This window comes from Rhodococcus sp. OAS809 (assembly GCF_040546695.1).
Classification (GTDB): domain Bacteria; phylum Actinomycetota; class Actinomycetes; order Mycobacteriales; family Mycobacteriaceae; genus Rhodococcus_F; species Rhodococcus_F qingshengii.
In genome coordinates this window covers 6057639-6072423 of sequence record NZ_JBEPOI010000002.1, presented here as the reverse complement: position 1 = coordinate 6072423, position 14785 = coordinate 6057639, and the positions used below count along the sequence as shown (strand labels likewise).

17 protein-coding genes are annotated in these 14785 nt (G+C 63.2%); 5 read left to right on the top strand and 12 right to left on the bottom strand.

The window, feature by feature from the left end; all coding sequences use genetic code 11:
• Positions 1-6: 6 nt before the first annotated feature.
• The 3 genes from ABIE52_RS31595 to ABIE52_RS31585 are packed head-to-tail and all read right to left on the bottom strand — an operon-like array spanning position 7 to position 1868.
• The gene (locus ABIE52_RS31595) at positions 7-399 is read right to left on the bottom strand and encodes a hypothetical protein (protein WP_007736120.1); all 393 of its coding nucleotides are present in this window, start codon (positions 397-399) and stop codon (positions 7-9) included.
• A 3-nt stretch (positions 400-402) separates the two neighbouring features.
• Positions 403-1017, bottom strand: a complete 615-nt coding sequence (locus ABIE52_RS31590; RefSeq protein WP_164490628.1) for a MarC family protein — start codon at positions 1015-1017, stop codon at positions 403-405.
• A complete protein-coding gene (locus ABIE52_RS31585) occupies positions 1014-1868 on the bottom strand; it encodes a PHP domain-containing protein (RefSeq protein ID WP_007736119.1) in 855 nt (284 codons plus the stop codon). The genes ABIE52_RS31590 and ABIE52_RS31585 overlap by 4 nt, the downstream gene beginning before the upstream one ends.
• A gap of 169 nt (positions 1869-2037) precedes the next feature.
• On the opposite strand from ABIE52_RS31585, the gene ABIE52_RS31580 reads away from it, so the two are divergent.
• Together ABIE52_RS31580 and ABIE52_RS31575 are read left to right on the top strand one after the other, a co-directional pair.
• Positions 2038-3108 carry a magnesium and cobalt transport protein CorA gene (locus tag ABIE52_RS31580; protein WP_007736118.1) on the top strand — a complete coding sequence of 357 codons (1071 nt, stop codon included), beginning with the start codon at positions 2038-2040 and terminating at the stop codon, positions 3106-3108.
• Between the two features lie 134 nt (positions 3109-3242).
• Positions 3243-3689 carry an SRPBCC family protein gene (locus ABIE52_RS31575; RefSeq protein WP_007736117.1) on the top strand — a complete coding sequence of 149 codons (447 nt, stop codon included), beginning with the start codon at positions 3243-3245 and terminating at the stop codon, positions 3687-3689.
• Positions 3690-3714: 25 nt separating this feature from the next.
• Here the strand turns inward: ABIE52_RS31575 and ABIE52_RS31570 are convergent, their stop codons facing one another.
• Positions 3715-4299, bottom strand: a complete 585-nt coding sequence (locus ABIE52_RS31570) for a suppressor of fused domain protein (RefSeq protein WP_007736116.1) — start codon at positions 4297-4299, stop codon at positions 3715-3717.
• A gap of 71 nt (positions 4300-4370) precedes the next feature.
• On the opposite strand from ABIE52_RS31570, the gene ABIE52_RS31565 reads away from it, so the two are divergent.
• Both ABIE52_RS31565 and ABIE52_RS31560 read left to right on the top strand, forming a co-directional pair.
• On the top strand, positions 4371-5069 hold the full coding sequence (locus ABIE52_RS31565; protein WP_007736115.1) for a metallophosphoesterase family protein: 699 nt from the start codon (positions 4371-4373) through the stop codon (positions 5067-5069).
• On the top strand, positions 5059-5922 hold the full coding sequence (locus ABIE52_RS31560) for a hypothetical protein (RefSeq protein WP_003945080.1): 864 nt from the start codon (positions 5059-5061) through the stop codon (positions 5920-5922). The genes ABIE52_RS31565 and ABIE52_RS31560 overlap by 11 nt, the downstream gene beginning before the upstream one ends.
• On the opposite strand, the gene ABIE52_RS31555 is transcribed toward ABIE52_RS31560, so the two are convergent.
• On the bottom strand, positions 5915-7018 hold the full coding sequence (locus ABIE52_RS31555; RefSeq protein ID WP_007736114.1) for a winged helix DNA-binding domain-containing protein: 1104 nt from the start codon (positions 7016-7018) through the stop codon (positions 5915-5917). The genes ABIE52_RS31560 and ABIE52_RS31555 overlap by 8 nt on opposite strands.
• A 10-nt stretch (positions 7019-7028) precedes the next feature.
• Positions 7029-8294 carry a sensor histidine kinase gene (locus tag ABIE52_RS31550; protein WP_007736113.1) on the bottom strand — a complete coding sequence of 422 codons (1266 nt, stop codon included), beginning with the start codon at positions 8292-8294 and terminating at the stop codon, positions 7029-7031.
• A 126-nt stretch (positions 8295-8420) separates the two neighbouring features.
• Between ABIE52_RS31550 and ABIE52_RS31545 the strand changes: the two genes are divergently transcribed.
• Positions 8421-8657, top strand: a complete 237-nt coding sequence (locus ABIE52_RS31545; protein WP_007736112.1) for a hypothetical protein — start codon at positions 8421-8423, stop codon at positions 8655-8657.
• A gap of 3 nt (positions 8658-8660) precedes the next feature.
• Here ABIE52_RS31545 and ABIE52_RS31540 read toward each other — a convergent pair whose 3' ends face one another.
• The 6 genes from ABIE52_RS31540 to ABIE52_RS31515 form a co-directional block, all read right to left on the bottom strand.
• Complete coding sequence (locus tag ABIE52_RS31540; protein ID WP_003945069.1) at positions 8661-9830, bottom strand: ABC transporter ATP-binding protein; 1170 nt, start codon at positions 9828-9830, stop codon at positions 8661-8663.
• A 4-nt stretch (positions 9831-9834) separates the two neighbouring features.
• Positions 9835-10665: a carbohydrate ABC transporter permease gene (locus tag ABIE52_RS31535; RefSeq protein WP_003945075.1), complete on the bottom strand. Its 831-nt coding sequence runs from the start codon at positions 10663-10665 to the stop codon at positions 9835-9837.
• 1 nt (position 10666) lies between these two features.
• The gene (locus tag ABIE52_RS31530) at positions 10667-11548 is read right to left on the bottom strand and encodes a carbohydrate ABC transporter permease (RefSeq protein ID WP_044480569.1); all 882 of its coding nucleotides are present in this window, start codon (positions 11546-11548) and stop codon (positions 10667-10669) included.
• 80 nt (positions 11549-11628) lie between these two features.
• Positions 11629-12966 carry an ABC transporter substrate-binding protein gene (locus tag ABIE52_RS31525; RefSeq protein WP_030536939.1) on the bottom strand — a complete coding sequence of 446 codons (1338 nt, stop codon included), beginning with the start codon at positions 12964-12966 and terminating at the stop codon, positions 11629-11631.
• 227 nt (positions 12967-13193) lie between these two features.
• Positions 13194-13688, bottom strand: coding sequence for a general stress protein (locus ABIE52_RS31520; RefSeq protein ID WP_003945065.1), 495 nt, complete (start codon positions 13686-13688; stop codon positions 13194-13196).
• A 107-nt stretch (positions 13689-13795) separates the two neighbouring features.
• Positions 13796-14758, bottom strand: a complete 963-nt coding sequence (locus ABIE52_RS31515; RefSeq protein ID WP_007736108.1) for an HpcH/HpaI aldolase/citrate lyase family protein — start codon at positions 14756-14758, stop codon at positions 13796-13798.
• Positions 14759-14785 lie beyond the last annotated feature (27 nt).

Genomic DNA, 14785 nt, shown 5'->3' with positions numbered 1-14785 from the left:
ACCCAGTCATCCCCACCACTGCGTCACCAACAACAGCCCTGCCACCACGAGCACGACCACCGATCCGGCAACCGCCGCGATACCCCTCCTGCGGTCGCACCAGATCTGCGCGGCGAGAGCAACCACCGAGGCCGCAATGTGCGCGGTGATCGACGTTGTTCCCGGACCCGGGAATCCGCGGTTGCCGCCCAGATATGCCGAACCGATGATCACGAGTGTCAAGACCACGATTCCGGCCGCCACGGTGCCACTCAGGGCGCGTAGAGCGCGGACCAGCAGCCATTGTCGTTTGTCGGCGGGATAGTCGTAATCGTCTTCGTACTGATAGTCCTGATATTCCTGGTACTGGTAGTCGTCCTCGTACCTGTCGTTCCGGTCGTACCTGTCGTCGTATGTCATCTCTTACGCTCCCGCGACGAATCCGCGGACTGATTCCGCAATGAGTTGAACCGCGATGGCGGCGAGCAGAAGACCGGCGATGCGTGCCAGCAGACTGATGCCACCCTCGCCCAGTATCCGGATCAGTGCGGTCGAGAAGCGCAGGACCACGAACAGCACGAGGTGGATGGACAGAATCGCCAACGCGATGGCCAGATACGACGCCGCTTCACCGTCGGCCTGGGCGACAAAGACGATGACGGCTGCAATCGCACCGGGACCGGCCATCATCGGCGTTCCCAGAGGAACGAGTGCGACGTTGACGTCGTCGGCTCCCTGCGGACGGTTGGAGGCCTTGCCGGTCAGCAGTTCGAGTGCGATGAGAAGCAGGAGTAGTCCGCCGGCGCCCTGCAACGCCGGAATGCCGATGTGGAGGTAGTTGAGGATCGCCTGACCGCCGATGGCAAAGACCGAGATGACCGCCAGGGAGACGGCGGGGGCCTGCCATGCCGCTCGATTGCGATCTTCACGGCTTTTACGTCCGACGAGTGACAAGAACACCGGGATGACTCCGGGCGGGTCCATGATCACGAACAGCGTGATGAACACGGTGAGGTAGAGCGTGGTGTCGAGCATCAGCGCCCCAGTACCTCCACGCCGGTGGCAGCCGAGACGAGTTTGTCGAACTCGGCTTCGTCCGTGAGCTCGTCGCCGAGTCCGATCGTCTTGTTCTCGCCGTGGTAGTCAGAGGATCCGGTGACTGCCAAGCCGAGATCGACGGCCAGTCGGCGCAGGACGTCACGATCGTCGCTGCGATGGTCCGGGTGATCGACTTCGAGACCCCCGAGACCCAGCTCGGCCAGATCACGGATGTGGTCGAGCGCAAGCAATCCGCCGCGCGAACGCGCCCGTCCATGCGCAAGGACAGTTACTCCCCCGGCCGCTGCCACCAGTTCGACGGCGTACTCGAGCGGAGTGTCGTACTTGGGAACGTCGTATCGCCCTCGACTGGACAACAGGTCGGAGAAAGCCTCACTGATGCTCGACACCACTCCCGCTCGCATCAGGGCCGCTGCGACGTGCGGGCGTCCGACGGACGGACCGGCGTCGGCGAGGATCTGATCGGGATCGACGGGCAGACCGTCACGCGCCATCATGGTCGTCATCACCCGGATACGTTCGACGCGTTCGGCGCGCAGTCGCTCACGTTCTTTTGCGAATTCGGGGTGCGTCGGATCGAACAGGTACGCAAGCAGATGTACAGCGACCGGCCAACCACGCTCACCTCGACCTTCGCACGACATCTCCATCCCACGAACCAGGCTGACGCCGGCCGGCAAGGCCTGCGCCGCCTCGGCCCAGCCCGAAGTCGTGTCGTGATCGGTGATGGCGACGACGTCGAGTCCGGCGTCGGCTGCGGCGCGCATGAGGGCAGCCGGGGTGTCGGTGCCGTCCGATGCGTTGGAGTGGGTGTGAAGATCTATTCGCACTGTTCCAGTGTGTCAGCAATCGGCAACTTCATCGCGCTCCGGTGGGCGAGCCGGAAGCTGACGTACGATTACGCCGCAGCGGCAGCGCAATTCGATCAGGTGTCGCTGTAGTGCCGTTCCCCTGCCGTTCCACTGCATTACAGACCGAGAAGGAGCGAGCGTGCCAACCATGCCGTCACTGCCGAATTGGTCGAACGGCAAATCGACGCAAGCCGATGCGCCCAAGATCCCCGTTCCGGCAGCCCGCGCGATCGTCGACTGCGCGGTCTACGTGGACGGCGTGCGGTTGCCGGGCAAGTACACGCACCGCGCTGCGTTGGCCGAGGTTCGTAGTCGCGACAACGCGTTCGTCTGGGTGGGCATGCACGCTCCCGACGAAGGTCAGATGCAAGATGTCGCAGCAACTTTCGGACTCCACGAGCTGATGGTCGAGGATGCCGTCCATGCACACGAGCGCCCGAAACTCGAACGCTACGACGACGTCATGTTCCTGGTGCTGCGCACGGTCGTCTACGTGCCGCACGAGTCCGTCGCGACGGCGAGCGAGATCGTCGAAACCGGCGAGATCATGGTGTTCGTCGGCCCCGACTTCGTGGTGACCGTCCGGCACGGGGATCACTCCGAACTGGCAAGCGTGCGCAAGTCACTCGAGCAGAACCCCGAGCGCCTCACCATGGGCCCGTTCGCGGTGTTGCACGCGATCACCGACCACGTCGTCGACAGCTATCTCTCCGTCATCCAACTCGTCGAACAGGACGTCGACAGCATGGAAGAGTTGGTGTTCAACCCGCGGAACACCGTTGCCGTCGAGCACATCTACCTGCTCAAACGTGAAATCGTCGAACTACGACGCTCGGTCACTCCACTCGGATTGCCACTGCTCCAGCTGACCCAGCCCGCGGGCGGCCTCGTCCCGAAGGAGATCCGGCGATACTTCCGTGACGTACGAGATCACCACACGATCGTGGCCGAACGTATCTCGGAATACGACGAGGTGTTGAGTTCGCTGGTCGACGCCGCACTCGCGAAGATCGCGGTGCAGCAAAACACCGACATGCGCAAGATCTCCGCGTGGGTCGCGATCGCCGCCGTGCCGACCGGCGTTGCCGGTATCTATGGGATGAACTTCGAGAACATGCCGGAACTCGGTTACAAGTACGGCTACCAGTCCATCCTGTTCCTCATCGCCTCGGTGTGTGTCGGCTTGTTCTTTCTCTTCCGCCGCAACAACTGGCTGTGAACCACTCACGCTGACTCCCTGTACTTGCCACCGTCGCAGGCGGACAATGGATATGGGTACGCATTTTCATTCCGTTCCCGAAATCCATTTTGCGACAAGCAAATTCAGATCTTAGGAGAAGTGGAGGAGCAACCATGCCTACAGTCGAGCAATCCGTGGAGATCGCGTTGCCACCCAAGGACGTCTGGGAGTACATCGCCGTCGCCGAGAACTGGCCCAACTGGGAGAATTCGATGGTCGAGTGCAAACAGATCACCGACGGCCCGATGGGCGTGGGAAGCCGCTGGCACGGTGTCTCGCGAATCCTGGGCAAGCGTCTCGAGTGGACATCCGAATTCACCGAGTACGACCCACCGAGATCGTCGAAATCGACGTCCGTCGAAAGTCCGGTCAGCTTCTCGCAGACCACGACCTGCGAAGAAGTCGGTGACGGCACTCGGGTCACCTACCGACTCGACAGCGAAAGCGGCCTGGGAGGAGTATTCGGCAAGATGGCCGACCCGATCGTCACGAAAGCATTTTCACGGACGGTTCGGGTAAGTCTCGAGAACTTGGCGGACATCCTCGTGCACGCCGAATGATCTGACGGACAAAGCGCCAGCGCAGCTAGAGCGAGGCAGCGGAACGGTGCGGATCGCGGATGTCGATCCCCGCCTCGGTCCACGCTTCCCTCAGTGCCTCCGCGCCGCGCAGACGCACCCAGGCGGCTTCGGTACCGGTCAGGGGGACCACACCAAGGAAGCGCACCGGGTCGAACGGCTCCGGCAGCGTCAGGTCTTCGATCCCGCTGTCACCGAGAAGCACCGCCGTGAACGCAGTGTCCTTCCACAGCGGCTCGCCCAGGTCCAACAGTGCGTCCTCGAGCAGCACGACGCCTTCGACGGACGGCGCCGCGGCCAGCACCGCGAGCGTCCTGGCCACACCTGACGCCACACCGGTGCCACCGCGCAGCGTGAGTACCAACTCGGCGCGGGGTCCGCGTGTGGGGTCTGCGACCAGTTCGTTGGGGTCGCCCATCGGATGACGCGAGCACCCCAGTGTGACGTAGCGGACCAGGCCGTCGGGTGATTCGAAACGCAGCACGTCCAGCGGTTCGACACCAAGGAACGTCACTGAGGCCGCGGTGGGGTCCGGCCCCTCGATGCTGCTGACGAGATGGGCCCGGACGGAAGATACGACGCTGTCTGACACTCGTCCATCTAAACACCGTGCCCGCGAGGTTCGCAGCGCAGATACCTCGCGGTGGCGGTAGCGTCGTCGAAATGGTCTCCGTTCTCGCTGTCAGCGACGAGACTGTCGAATTCCTGTGGAGCAGTCAGGTTCGTTCACTCCGAGTCGACGTGATCCTCGGCGCAGGCGATCTGCCGTTTGCGTATCTGGAGTACCTGTCCGATCAGCTGAATGCGCCGTGCGTGTTCGTTCCCGGCAACCACGACGCCGATCTGTCCGGATATTCGAACAAGAGATCCGGTTGGATGCGGGCAGGGATGCCGGCGCAGTGGCCAGGGCCGACCGGCGCAGTCAACGCCGACGGACGCATCGTGACCGTCGCCGGTCTGCGGATCGCCGGCCTCGGCGGTTCCATCCGATACAACACGGGTCCCAACCAGTGGTCCGAGCGCCAGCAGAGCCGACGCGCTCGCTCGCTCACCTGGCGAAACGCCTGGCAATCGCGGCTTCCCGGCGGCCGGGCGGGCGTGGATGTGCTGCTCACCCACAGCCCCGCCCGCGGTGTCGGCGACGCCGAGGATCGGCCACATCGAGGGTTCGAATGCTTCACGCCTTTGATTCACAACCTCGATCCGACGGTGATGGTCCACGGACACATCCACCCGCACGGGCGAACCCCTCTCGATCTGGAGGTAGGCCGGACTATCGTGCTCAATACCGTCGGCTTCACGCTGATGGAGATTTCCCCAGGTACTCCGCCGACGATCGTGAGGCGCCGACATGGCTCGTGACACCGGATTTCCCACAGCCGACGCGGAAAACGACTTCGCTCGTCAGCGTCGACGTGCCGACGTTGCCCGTCTGGTCAGTTGGCTACGACGCGAACCCGACGACGTCAACGCGATCCTGCCGTTCGACGAGGTTGTCGCAGCTCTGGGCAAGGTCGGCGAGAAGTCTCTGGGGCTGCAGGTCGTCACCATCGAATCAATAGTCGGAAGTGTCGACCGCACAGGTGATTTCGACAGGTACTTCCGTCCGACGTCCACTCACTCGCGCGCTCGTTGGGAGCGACTTGCGGTGGCGCAAAGACGCGGCGAATCGGTACCACCTGTTCAGTTGTATCGCGTCGGCTCCATGCATTTCGTGATCGACGGGCACCACCGAGTGTCCATTGCGTGTGCGATGCACCAGAAGACAATCGACGCGTACGTCACCGAGATCATCACGCGTATCTCGCCGGAAGGCATCACTCAGCGCGCTGATCTGCTCATCAAGGATCATCGTCGACTCTTCCTCACCCGCGTTCCGCTGCAGGGTTCACAACGCGAAGCCGTCCAGGTCACCGACCCGTGGGAGTACGCCGAACTCAGTGAGTGTGTGGAGGCGTGGGGTTTTCGGCTCATGCAGGAGAAGGGTGAGTTCCTCGGCCGAGACACCGTCGCCCGCCGCTGGTTCGGCGAGGAGTTTCTGCCCGTCGTGCGAATGCTGCGGGGTGCCGACATGTTGCCCGAGCACACCGACGCCGAGGCCTACTTGTGGATCGCCCGGGAGCGGTACCGACTGGTGCGGCGTCACATGTGGAACGACGAGATCGTGGCCGAACTACGCGATCGAGCACCGCGAAAGCACAAGCCCGCTACGTAGCGACAGCGAACCGCACCTCTCGGTTCGGGATCTTCGGGTGCATGAATTTCAGCAACGCACGCGCTTCCTTCTCGATGGATGCGAGCGCGGTCTTCGGTTGCTGCGCAAACAGAGTCGCGCCCAATTCGACCGTCTCCTTGTCCGGCGTCACCGTCGCGAATCCCACCACCTTTCCGCGCACCAGGATGGCGGGCTTGATGATGCCGTTGACGGTGAAGACGCGAGTTCGGTACTGCTCGTCCATGATTCGCGAGCGGTCGGCATGCGAGAGCAGGATGTTGTCGAACGGGGCAAGGATTCTGACCGGCGGTGTTCCGGAGGTCGGTCGTGGCGCGTCCGGCAGGTCGAACACCTCGGCCCCTTTCGCGTTGACAAAGGTGATCAAGCCGGGACGTAGCCTCTCGAAGACTTCGGCGAGTCTCGTGAGCCCTGACCACGCTTGCGCATCTTTCACACTGGCGGGCCCGAAGGCCGCCAGATAACGAAGCACCATCGCATCCGGATCCGGCGATGAACTCACTTCCGTGCCAAGCCAATTCTCCAAGGTCGTCAGTGCCGGTACTCCGGATCGTCCCCACAAGCCTCGCGGTGGGACCTGCACCATCGGCAGAAGTCCTCGAACTCCGTGCGCCAGTCCCTCGGCCGCGTGACCGGGAAAGCGCTCTGCCAGTATCGGTCTCATCTGCATTTGGGTGAGCGGCCCGTCCGCTACGAGGTCCCGTCCCGCCCGCGCCAGAGCGTCGAGATCCAACCCGGTGAGCGCCGCACGCTGTGTGCTGTTGGTGTGGAGATCGCGTTCCATGATCGTCTGAACCGTGGCCCGGAAGGGGCCCGCATCCGCGGCCGAGAGAGCAAAAACCGTGCCCCGCATGGCAACCAGCCGCACCACCTGGCGCTTCTCCACAAGGGTGGAGAGGTCTTCTGCTGCAAAGTTCTTCAGCCGCGCCCACAGTGCCAGATAGGGAGGCGTCGGCGCCTGTGCTTGCAGACCCGCCAGGTGCTCGATCGCATCCAACGCGCTGACCTCGGCCCTCCGCAGCAGGAACTGCCTCGCCAGTGTCGCCAGGTTGAGCTCGCGATCGGTGATCAGTGTCATCGACAACTCCTCAGCGATCGTGGTCGGATTCGGTGACGATCTGGAACGGTATCTCAACTCGCGCGAGGGTTCCGGACTCTTCACCCGGCCCGACCGAGAACGAGCCACCCGCGGCAACAACCCGCAGCTCGTGCGAGAGCAGCCCTATGTGGCCGGCGGCCCGTCGTTCGGCAATCCGATCGGCGCTGATCCCCCGGCCGTCGTCCGAGACCACCAGCACCGCACGGTGGTCCAGCCGTGCGAGCTCGATCCGAACATTGTGCGCGCCGGCATGTTTGACGACATTGCCAAGGAGCTCTCGGGCGGCGCCGAACAGGACGTCGTCCGCGGACGTGCGCAGATCGTCGTTCCAGCCCGAAGTGTCGACGTCGACCACTACTCCGCCGCGTCCCTGCGCCGATCGCGCGAGGTCCCCGATTGCGCGGGCAAGACCCACGTGAACAAGGACAGTGGGATGCAACTCCGAGACGGAGGATCTCAACAGCGTTGTCGCTTCACCGAGCGCTTTCCCAGCTCGCGCCAGGGCGACAGGCTCCGCGCTGTCTGCCAATTCGTCGAGATCCATCCGCGCCGCGAGGACGTACTGCAGCGCCCCGTCGTGTAATTGCTCCGACAGTTCCGTGCGCTCACGCTGCTCGAGCCCCATGAGCTCGGCAAGAAGGCTCGTGCGATGCCCGACGAGGTGCCCGATGGTCAGCACGCGTGATCTTTGAATCCGAGTCAGTCCGATTGCGCCCGCGCCTACTCCGGCCAAGGCCATGGTGCTCAGCAGGATCGACGGCCACGGCTCGGAGTTCGAAGTCATCGTTGCCCAACTGGAAACGAAGAACACCCCGATCGTGCAGGCAACGACGCCGACACACACGTCCGTCCGCAGTTGCGTACACGCCAGAACCGGAATGACGAAGAGCCCGTTGCTCAAGATGTCGGCGGTCCAACTCTGCTCGGCCGCGAGACCGGTCAGCAATGTCAGAGTTGCGAGCACGGCAAGGTCGACGAACAAGCCGAGCCAGATCATCGTCACCGGGCCGGTGCCGCCCTTGCGGATCCACAGCGCCACGGCTGCCGACCAGAGGGCATAGGCGCCCAGAATCGCGAAACACCATCCCGCGTCGTTCATCGGCGGGACGAAGATCAGTGTCAGGGCGATGAACAGCACCAGAGCGCCGCGCACCGTCAGTTGGAGGTACGCACCGCGGTAGGCGTGTTCGCGCATGATCCGCTCGAGGTCCGGGCCGCCGGGCAGGTGCTCGGTTCGTACCGAGGATTCGTTCATCTGTCCTCCTGTGCCGCCCATCCCATTTCCCTGTGAATGAGCTTCGCACACGAGATTTCACAATCAACCCGCAATACCGTGAATGGCACAGCATTCACCGAACCTCGAAACCACGCAGGAGTGCTCATGATCTCGACCCGAGCAAGCAAGCGCCGCATCGCCACTCGATTTGCCGTCGCCGGCGCCCTGGCAGCGGCGCCGATCGCCGTGGTGGCCGGGACAGCGCAAGCCGCCCCGGCCTCCACCCATCACGAACAATTCGGCCGCCTGGTCCCCCTACCCGAGCCGGCCGACGCAGCGCCCGGCCCCGAACAGGTACCGCTGCCCTGGGGCGCGACGTATTCGGTCACCTTGCCCGGGTAAAGGTCACAGCAGCAGATTGGCTCCCGTACCGCCGTCGAACACTGCGATCTTGGCGGGATCGAACCAGAGATCGACAGACCTGCCCTGGGCCACCGTGGACTCGGACGAGAGCCTGGCAACCAGTTGACCGCCACCAGCGACGGCCGTTCCCGAATCGGCGGCGAGTTCCTCGAGTTCACGAGAGTTGACGGCGGGGCCACCAGCGAGGAAATACGCGTACTTGTCCGAACCCATCGATTCCAGCACGTCGACGTCGACGGTGAACGTCCCACCGTGCGGCTTCTGCGCTGCATCGACCAGCGCCACGTCCTCGAAATGTTCCGGCCTGATACCGACCACGACGTCCTTGCCCGAGCCGCTGCCCGAGATCTTCGACTGCGCCGCCGCGGGCAGGCGAACATCGCCGATCGGCGTGCTGACGCCGTCGGCCGTCAACTGTCCGGGGAAGAAGTTCATGGACGGGGACCCGATGAACCCCGCCACGAACAGATTGTTCGGTCGATCGTAGAGTTCCTGCGGCGCACCGATCTGTTGCACGATTCCGCCGCGCAGCACGACTACCCGATCGCCGAGCGTCATCGCCTCGGTCTGGTCGTGGGTCACGTAAATCGTTGTCGTACCGAGTCGCTGCTGCAGACGGGCGATCTCCGTCCTCATCTGCACGCGCAGTTTGGCGTCCAGGTTGGAAAGCGGCTCGTCCATGAGAAACGCCTTCGGGCTGCGCACGATTGCGCGTCCCATCGCCACACGCTGACGCTGACCGCCCGACAGGTTCGCCGGTTTGCGATCGAGATGCTGGGTGAGGTCGAGGACCCGCGCAGCGTCGTCGACCTTGGCGTTGATCTCGTCCTTGGACATCTTCGCCAATGTCAGTGGGAAAGCGATGTTCTGGCGCACCGTCATGTGCGGATACAGCGCATACGACTGGAACACCATCGCGATGTCGCGGTCCTTGGGGGCGCGTTCGTTGACGCGTTCACCCGCGATCCGCAACTCACCGGTCGAAATGTCTTCCAGCCCGGCAATCATGTTGAGCGTCGTGGATTTTCCACAACCGGACGGGCCCACGAGAATGATGAATTCTCCGTCGGCGATGGTGATGTCGACATCACTGACCGCCTTGGCTCCGTCCGGGTACAGCTTGGTCACCTTGTCCAGCACGATCTCGGCCACAGGCTTATCCCTTCACTGCGCCGGAAGTAAGCCCGGCCACGATACGACGTTGGAAGAACAGAACAAAGATGATGATCGGAATGGTGATGACCATGGCGGCCGCGGCGATCGACCCGGTGGGCTCCTCGAATTGTGAAGCGCCGGTGAAGTTCGCGATGGCCGCGGGGGCGGTGATGGAGCGTTCGGTCGACGTCAGCGAAATCGCGAACAACAGGTCGTTCCAGCAGAAGATGAACACCAGGATTCCCGCAGTGACGATGCCGGGCGCGGCCAGTGGAGCCACCACCTTCCGGAACGCCTGCCCCGGCGTCGCGCCGTCCATCTGCGCCGCCTTTTCGAGTTCCCAAGGAATCTCTTTGAAGAACGCCGAGAGCGTGTAGATCGCCAACGGCAACGCAAAGGTGATGTACGGCAGGATGAGTCCGGCCCAGGTGTCGAAGAGCCCGAGCCGTCGTTCGATGTCGAACAGCGGGCTCACCAATGAAATCTGCGGGAACATCGCGATCAGCAGGGCAACAGCCACCAGCAGCTTCTTGCCCGGAAAATCCAGGCGCGCAATCGCGTAAGCAGCCATGGTTCCGATCACCACGGCGATGACCGTCGAGATGAGTCCGATGCCGATGGAGTTGATCAGAGCACTGGTGAAGGCGCTGGTGTCGAAGATTCCTCGGTAGTTGTCCAGGGTCCACTTCTCCGGAATGAACTTGCCGTCCTTGATGGTTCCGGCGGGCTTGAAGGACAGGCTCGCAATCCACAGGACGGGAACCAACGCGTACAGCAAGACCAGAAGGTTGACGACGGACCAGCTGATCTTGAGTCTGGGAGTCACGGTCATGTCAGCGTCCTTCCGTATCGGATCCGGGAGCCGAAGCACCGAAAAGTTTGATGAAGATGAACGCGATCACTGCCACACACACGAAGATCAGCACGCTGATCGCGGATCCGATACCCAAGTTGAATGCCTTGAACAGATTGTCGTAACCCAGAATCGACACCGACCCGGTGTCGTTCGCTCCCTTCGTCAGCACGTAGATGTTGTCGAAGATGCGGAACGCGTCGAGTGTGCGGAACAGCAGAGCGACGAGGATGGCGGGCTTCATCAGAGGAAGGATGATGCGTACCAACCGGGTCCACGCACCGGCGCCGTCCACCTGAGCCGCCTTGAGGAGGTCGTCGGGCACGAGCGCCAGGCCGGCGAGCAGGAGCAGCGCCATGAACGGCGTCGTCTTCCAGACCTCGGCAAGGACGATGATCGCGAGCGACGGGATCTGGTCGGTGAGCGGCGCACTGCCGTCGGGCAGGAGATTGGCGAGGTAGCCGGTCCCCGGCGTCCACGCGTAGTACCAGCTGTATGCCGCCGCGACGGTGACGATGCCGTACGGGATGAGCACAACGGTGCGGACGAGCCCCTTGCCCACGATCGTTCGGTGCATCACCAGTGCGATGGTCAGTCCGAGAACGAACTCGATGACGACCGAGACAACCGTGATCGACGTCGTCACCGCGAACGCTTGCCACCAGTAACCGTCGGTCAGCACCGACACGTAGTTGTCGAACCACACGAACTTTCGTTGATCCGGGAAGCGCAGGTCGTAGCGCTGCAAACTCAGCCACACGGCGTAGACCACCGGATATGCGGTCACCGCGATCATGAGAATCGCGGCCGGGGCCACCAGCCAGAGACCGAGGCGACGCTCGGCCGCCTTTCCGTCCGACATCTTCGACTTCGCGGAGTGCTTCGGCTCCGGCGATGCCGTCGCGACTGTTGGTGCAGCTCCCGAATTTTCGCTGTCGATCGTCACGGAATCAGCCCCTCGGAATTGACTGCCTTGCGTACCTGCTCGGCAAGATCGTTCACGGTCGATTCCGGATCGATGTTTCCCACAGGGTTCAGCGTGGCAGTGATGAGCGTCGAAATACTCTGATAGGCAGGAGAAACCGGACGAACCGAAGCGGTGTCCAGGCTGTCGCGAACCTCACGCCACGCCGGGTACGCCTCCTGGAACGCCGGGTCGTCGTACAGGCTCTCGAGAGTCGGCGGAACGCCACCGGCTACCGCGTTGTTGCGCTGATTCTCCTCGTTACGCAGACAGGTGAGCGCATCGAAAGCGAGGTCCGGATGCTGGCTGGTCTTGGCCACCGCTACGTTGAAGCCGCCGATCGTGACCTCGGCCGGCTTACCCTCGATCACCGAGGGATACGGAGCGGCAAGGAAATTCCGTTCTCCGTTCACCGTGAGCACCGTGTTTCCGGTGTTCTCACTGGTGACGTTGCCCTTGTCGTCGATGTACGGCAGATCGCCCTTCTCGGCGTTCTCCATGATGCCGGGCAGCACGAACGGCCAGTTGACCTGGAAGGCAGATTTGCCGCTCTCCATACCCAGTCGCGACGACGCTTCATCCCCCTGCGAGATCGAGGGATCCGCACCCTTGGCGGTAGCGACGCGCTTCATGACGGTCAGCGCCTGTTGGGCAGCATCACCGTCGGCCACCGTCACGGTTGTTCCGTCCGGCCCCACCACCGATCCGCCGGCACTGGCGAGAAGGGTGTTGAACCAGACCATCAATCCTTCGTACTGCTTGCCCTGCACACCGATCCAGCTGGGGCGCCCCTCCGCGGCCAGGCCTTCGGAGATGTCGATCATCTGATCCCAGGTTTGGGGTGGTTGCCCGTCCGGCATCAAATCCTTTCGATACCAGAGCAATTGGGTGTTGGTGTTCAATGGCGCCGCATAGAGTTGGTCCTGCCACTTCGCCGACTCCAGCGGACCCTCGAGCGTCCCGTTGCTGACCTCGGCCGCCACGTCGTCAGGAAGCGGCAATGCCCATCCCGCTTCGGCGAATTCGGCAGTCCACACCACGTCGAGCGTCATCAGATCGAGTGACTTGTCGTTGCCGGTCAGACGCCGGGCCAACTGAAGTCGCTGGTCGTCGGCACCCTTGGGCAGAGTTTTCTGCTCGACCCGGTACGCGCCGTTCGACGCCGCCGAACAATTGGCGGCGGCCTCCGCATACTGCTCGGCGCCGTCGGCAGCGGTGTAGAAGGACAGCACCACGCCGTCGTCATTGTCCGATCCGCACGCACTGAGCAAGGGCGCCAACAACAATGTTGCCGCGCCGAGCAGCCCCGCCCGCAATTTCTTCTTCTGCCCCGCCCGCGATCTCTTGTTCTGCACAGCCGTCCTCCTCGGGCGGCGAGACGGCGCAGTCGTTACGGCTGGCCGACGCACCACACATCGGCACTTTTGCCGGAGAAGGGACCTATTTCCTTGTCCGGCAAACGGTCACGGGAAGCGAGTACTACCTCGCCCGCGTGTACATAAAGTAACCGAGATCACACAAGTTGGCAGCCCGAGCGAGAATGTCAGATGGCGAGCTTGGCGAGCAGGTCGCGCGCCGACTCCGCCGTCTTGGGCTCACACAGTACGTCGTAACGTCCGGCGACCAACTGCATCGTCGAGGCGAAGTCCCGCTGCCCACGCGTCGCGGCGTACGGAATCGTCGTGGAGATGACACCGAAGATGATGCCGCCCACGATGCCCGCGATCAGCGGAGCGAGGAAACCACCGGTGACGATTCCGAGCACCAGGCCGAAGAAGACACCGAGCCAAGCACCGGAGACGATGCCGCCACCGATCACCTTGGCCCACGTCAAACGACCGAGAACTCGCTCGACCTGCATCAGGTTCACGCCGACGATCGTGACGTCCTGAACCGGGAATTCTTGATCGGAGAGGTAATCGACTGCGCGCTGCGCCTCGGCGTAGGTGGGGTACGACCCGATGGGCCATCCCGAAGGCGGTGTCGGCAACGCTCCACGGCGCGACCCATTCGACGATTGACCGAGCGGATTGGACATGGCTGGCTGCGCTCCTCTTTTCGGGCACGTCATCCACGCGGATGACGCAAGTACATCTACCCCCTATTGTGCCCTTTACAGACCTGATTCGTTCGGCTATGCGAGCGTCAGGCGTGTTCGGGCGGCGTGAATTCCGAGGTGCGCGTCATCCCCGCGGCGCGACCCTTGGCCGAAATCACCAGTGCCATCTTGCGACTCGCCTCGTCGATCATCTCGTCGCCGAGCATGACGGCGCCCCGCCCTCCCCCGGCAGCCGAGGTGTGGAACGCGTACGCGTCCAAGATGAGTTCCGCACGGTCGTAATCGGATTGGCGCGGACTGAACACATCGTTGGCCGCCTCGATCTGCGTGGGGTGCAGAACCCACTTGCCGTCGAAACCGAGCGCTGCCGTTCGCGCAGCCGACCGAGTGAAAGCCTCGACGTCGCGGATCTGCAGGTACGGCCCGTCGATGGCCTGGACGCCGTGCGCCCGCGCGGCCATCAAGATGGTCATCAGGATGTGGTGATACGCGTCACCGCGGTCGTAGCCGTCCGGTTGCTCACCGACGACCAGAGTTCGCATGTTCAAGCTCGCCATGAAGTCGGCCGGGCCGAACACGAGCGCCTCGACGCGGGGACTCGCGGTGGCGATCGCGTCGATGTTGGTCAAGCCGATCGCGTTCTCGATCTGCGGTTCGATCCCGATCTTGCCGACCTCGAGACCGTTGGCCTTCTCGACCTGCGTCAACAACAAATCGAGCGCCTGGACGTGACTCGCATCGGGAACCTTGGGCAGCAGAATGGCGTCCAGATGCGCTCCGGCGCGGCCCACCACCTCCACGACGTCGGCATACGTCCATTCGGTGGTCCAGTCGTTGACCCGGACGACCTTGACCTGTTTGCCCCACCCGTCCTCGGCCAACGCGTCGCCGATCGACTCCCTGGCCGCCTGCTTCGCCAGCGGCGCCACCGCATCTTCGAGGTCGAGAAAGATCTCGTCGGCGGGCAATCCCTTCGCCTTGTCGATCATCTTCCGACTGCTGCCGGGAACTGCCAATACCGATCGACGGGAACGGTTGCGTGAAGTCATTGCGGACTGCCCTTCTCGATTTTCGGT

Bases quoted from the DNA above. Each gene is read 5' to 3' on its own strand.
- ABIE52_RS31595 (WP_007736120.1), bottom strand. From the start codon at position 399: ATGACATACGACGACAGGTACGACCGGAACGACAGGTACGAGGACGAC.
- ABIE52_RS31580 (WP_007736118.1), top strand. From the start codon at position 2,038: ATGCCGTCACTGCCGAATTGGTCGAACGGCAAATCGACGCAAGCCGAT.
- ABIE52_RS31575 (WP_007736117.1), top strand. From the start codon at position 3,243: ATGCCTACAGTCGAGCAATCCGTGGAGATCGCGTTGCCACCCAAGGAC.
- ABIE52_RS31565 (WP_007736115.1), top strand. From the start codon at position 4,371: ATGGTCTCCGTTCTCGCTGTCAGCGACGAGACTGTCGAATTCCTGTGG.
- ABIE52_RS31560 (WP_003945080.1), top strand. From the start codon at position 5,059: ATGGCTCGTGACACCGGATTTCCCACAGCCGACGCGGAAAACGACTTC.
- ABIE52_RS31555 (WP_007736114.1), bottom strand. From the start codon at position 7,018: ATGACACTGATCACCGATCGCGAGCTCAACCTGGCGACACTGGCGAGG.
- ABIE52_RS31550 (WP_007736113.1), bottom strand. From the start codon at position 8,294: ATGAACGAATCCTCGGTACGAACCGAGCACCTGCCCGGCGGCCCGGAC.
- ABIE52_RS31545 (WP_007736112.1), top strand. From the start codon at position 8,421: ATGATCTCGACCCGAGCAAGCAAGCGCCGCATCGCCACTCGATTTGCC.
- ABIE52_RS31535 (WP_003945075.1), bottom strand. From the start codon at position 10,665: ATGACCGTGACTCCCAGACTCAAGATCAGCTGGTCCGTCGTCAACCTT.
- ABIE52_RS31530 (WP_044480569.1), bottom strand. From the start codon at position 11,548: ATGTCGGACGGAAAGGCGGCCGAGCGTCGCCTCGGTCTCTGGCTGGTG.
- ABIE52_RS31520 (WP_003945065.1), bottom strand. From the start codon at position 13,688: ATGTCCAATCCGCTCGGTCAATCGTCGAATGGGTCGCGCCGTGGAGCG.
- ABIE52_RS31515 (WP_007736108.1), bottom strand. From the start codon at position 14,758: ATGACTTCACGCAACCGTTCCCGTCGATCGGTATTGGCAGTTCCCGGC.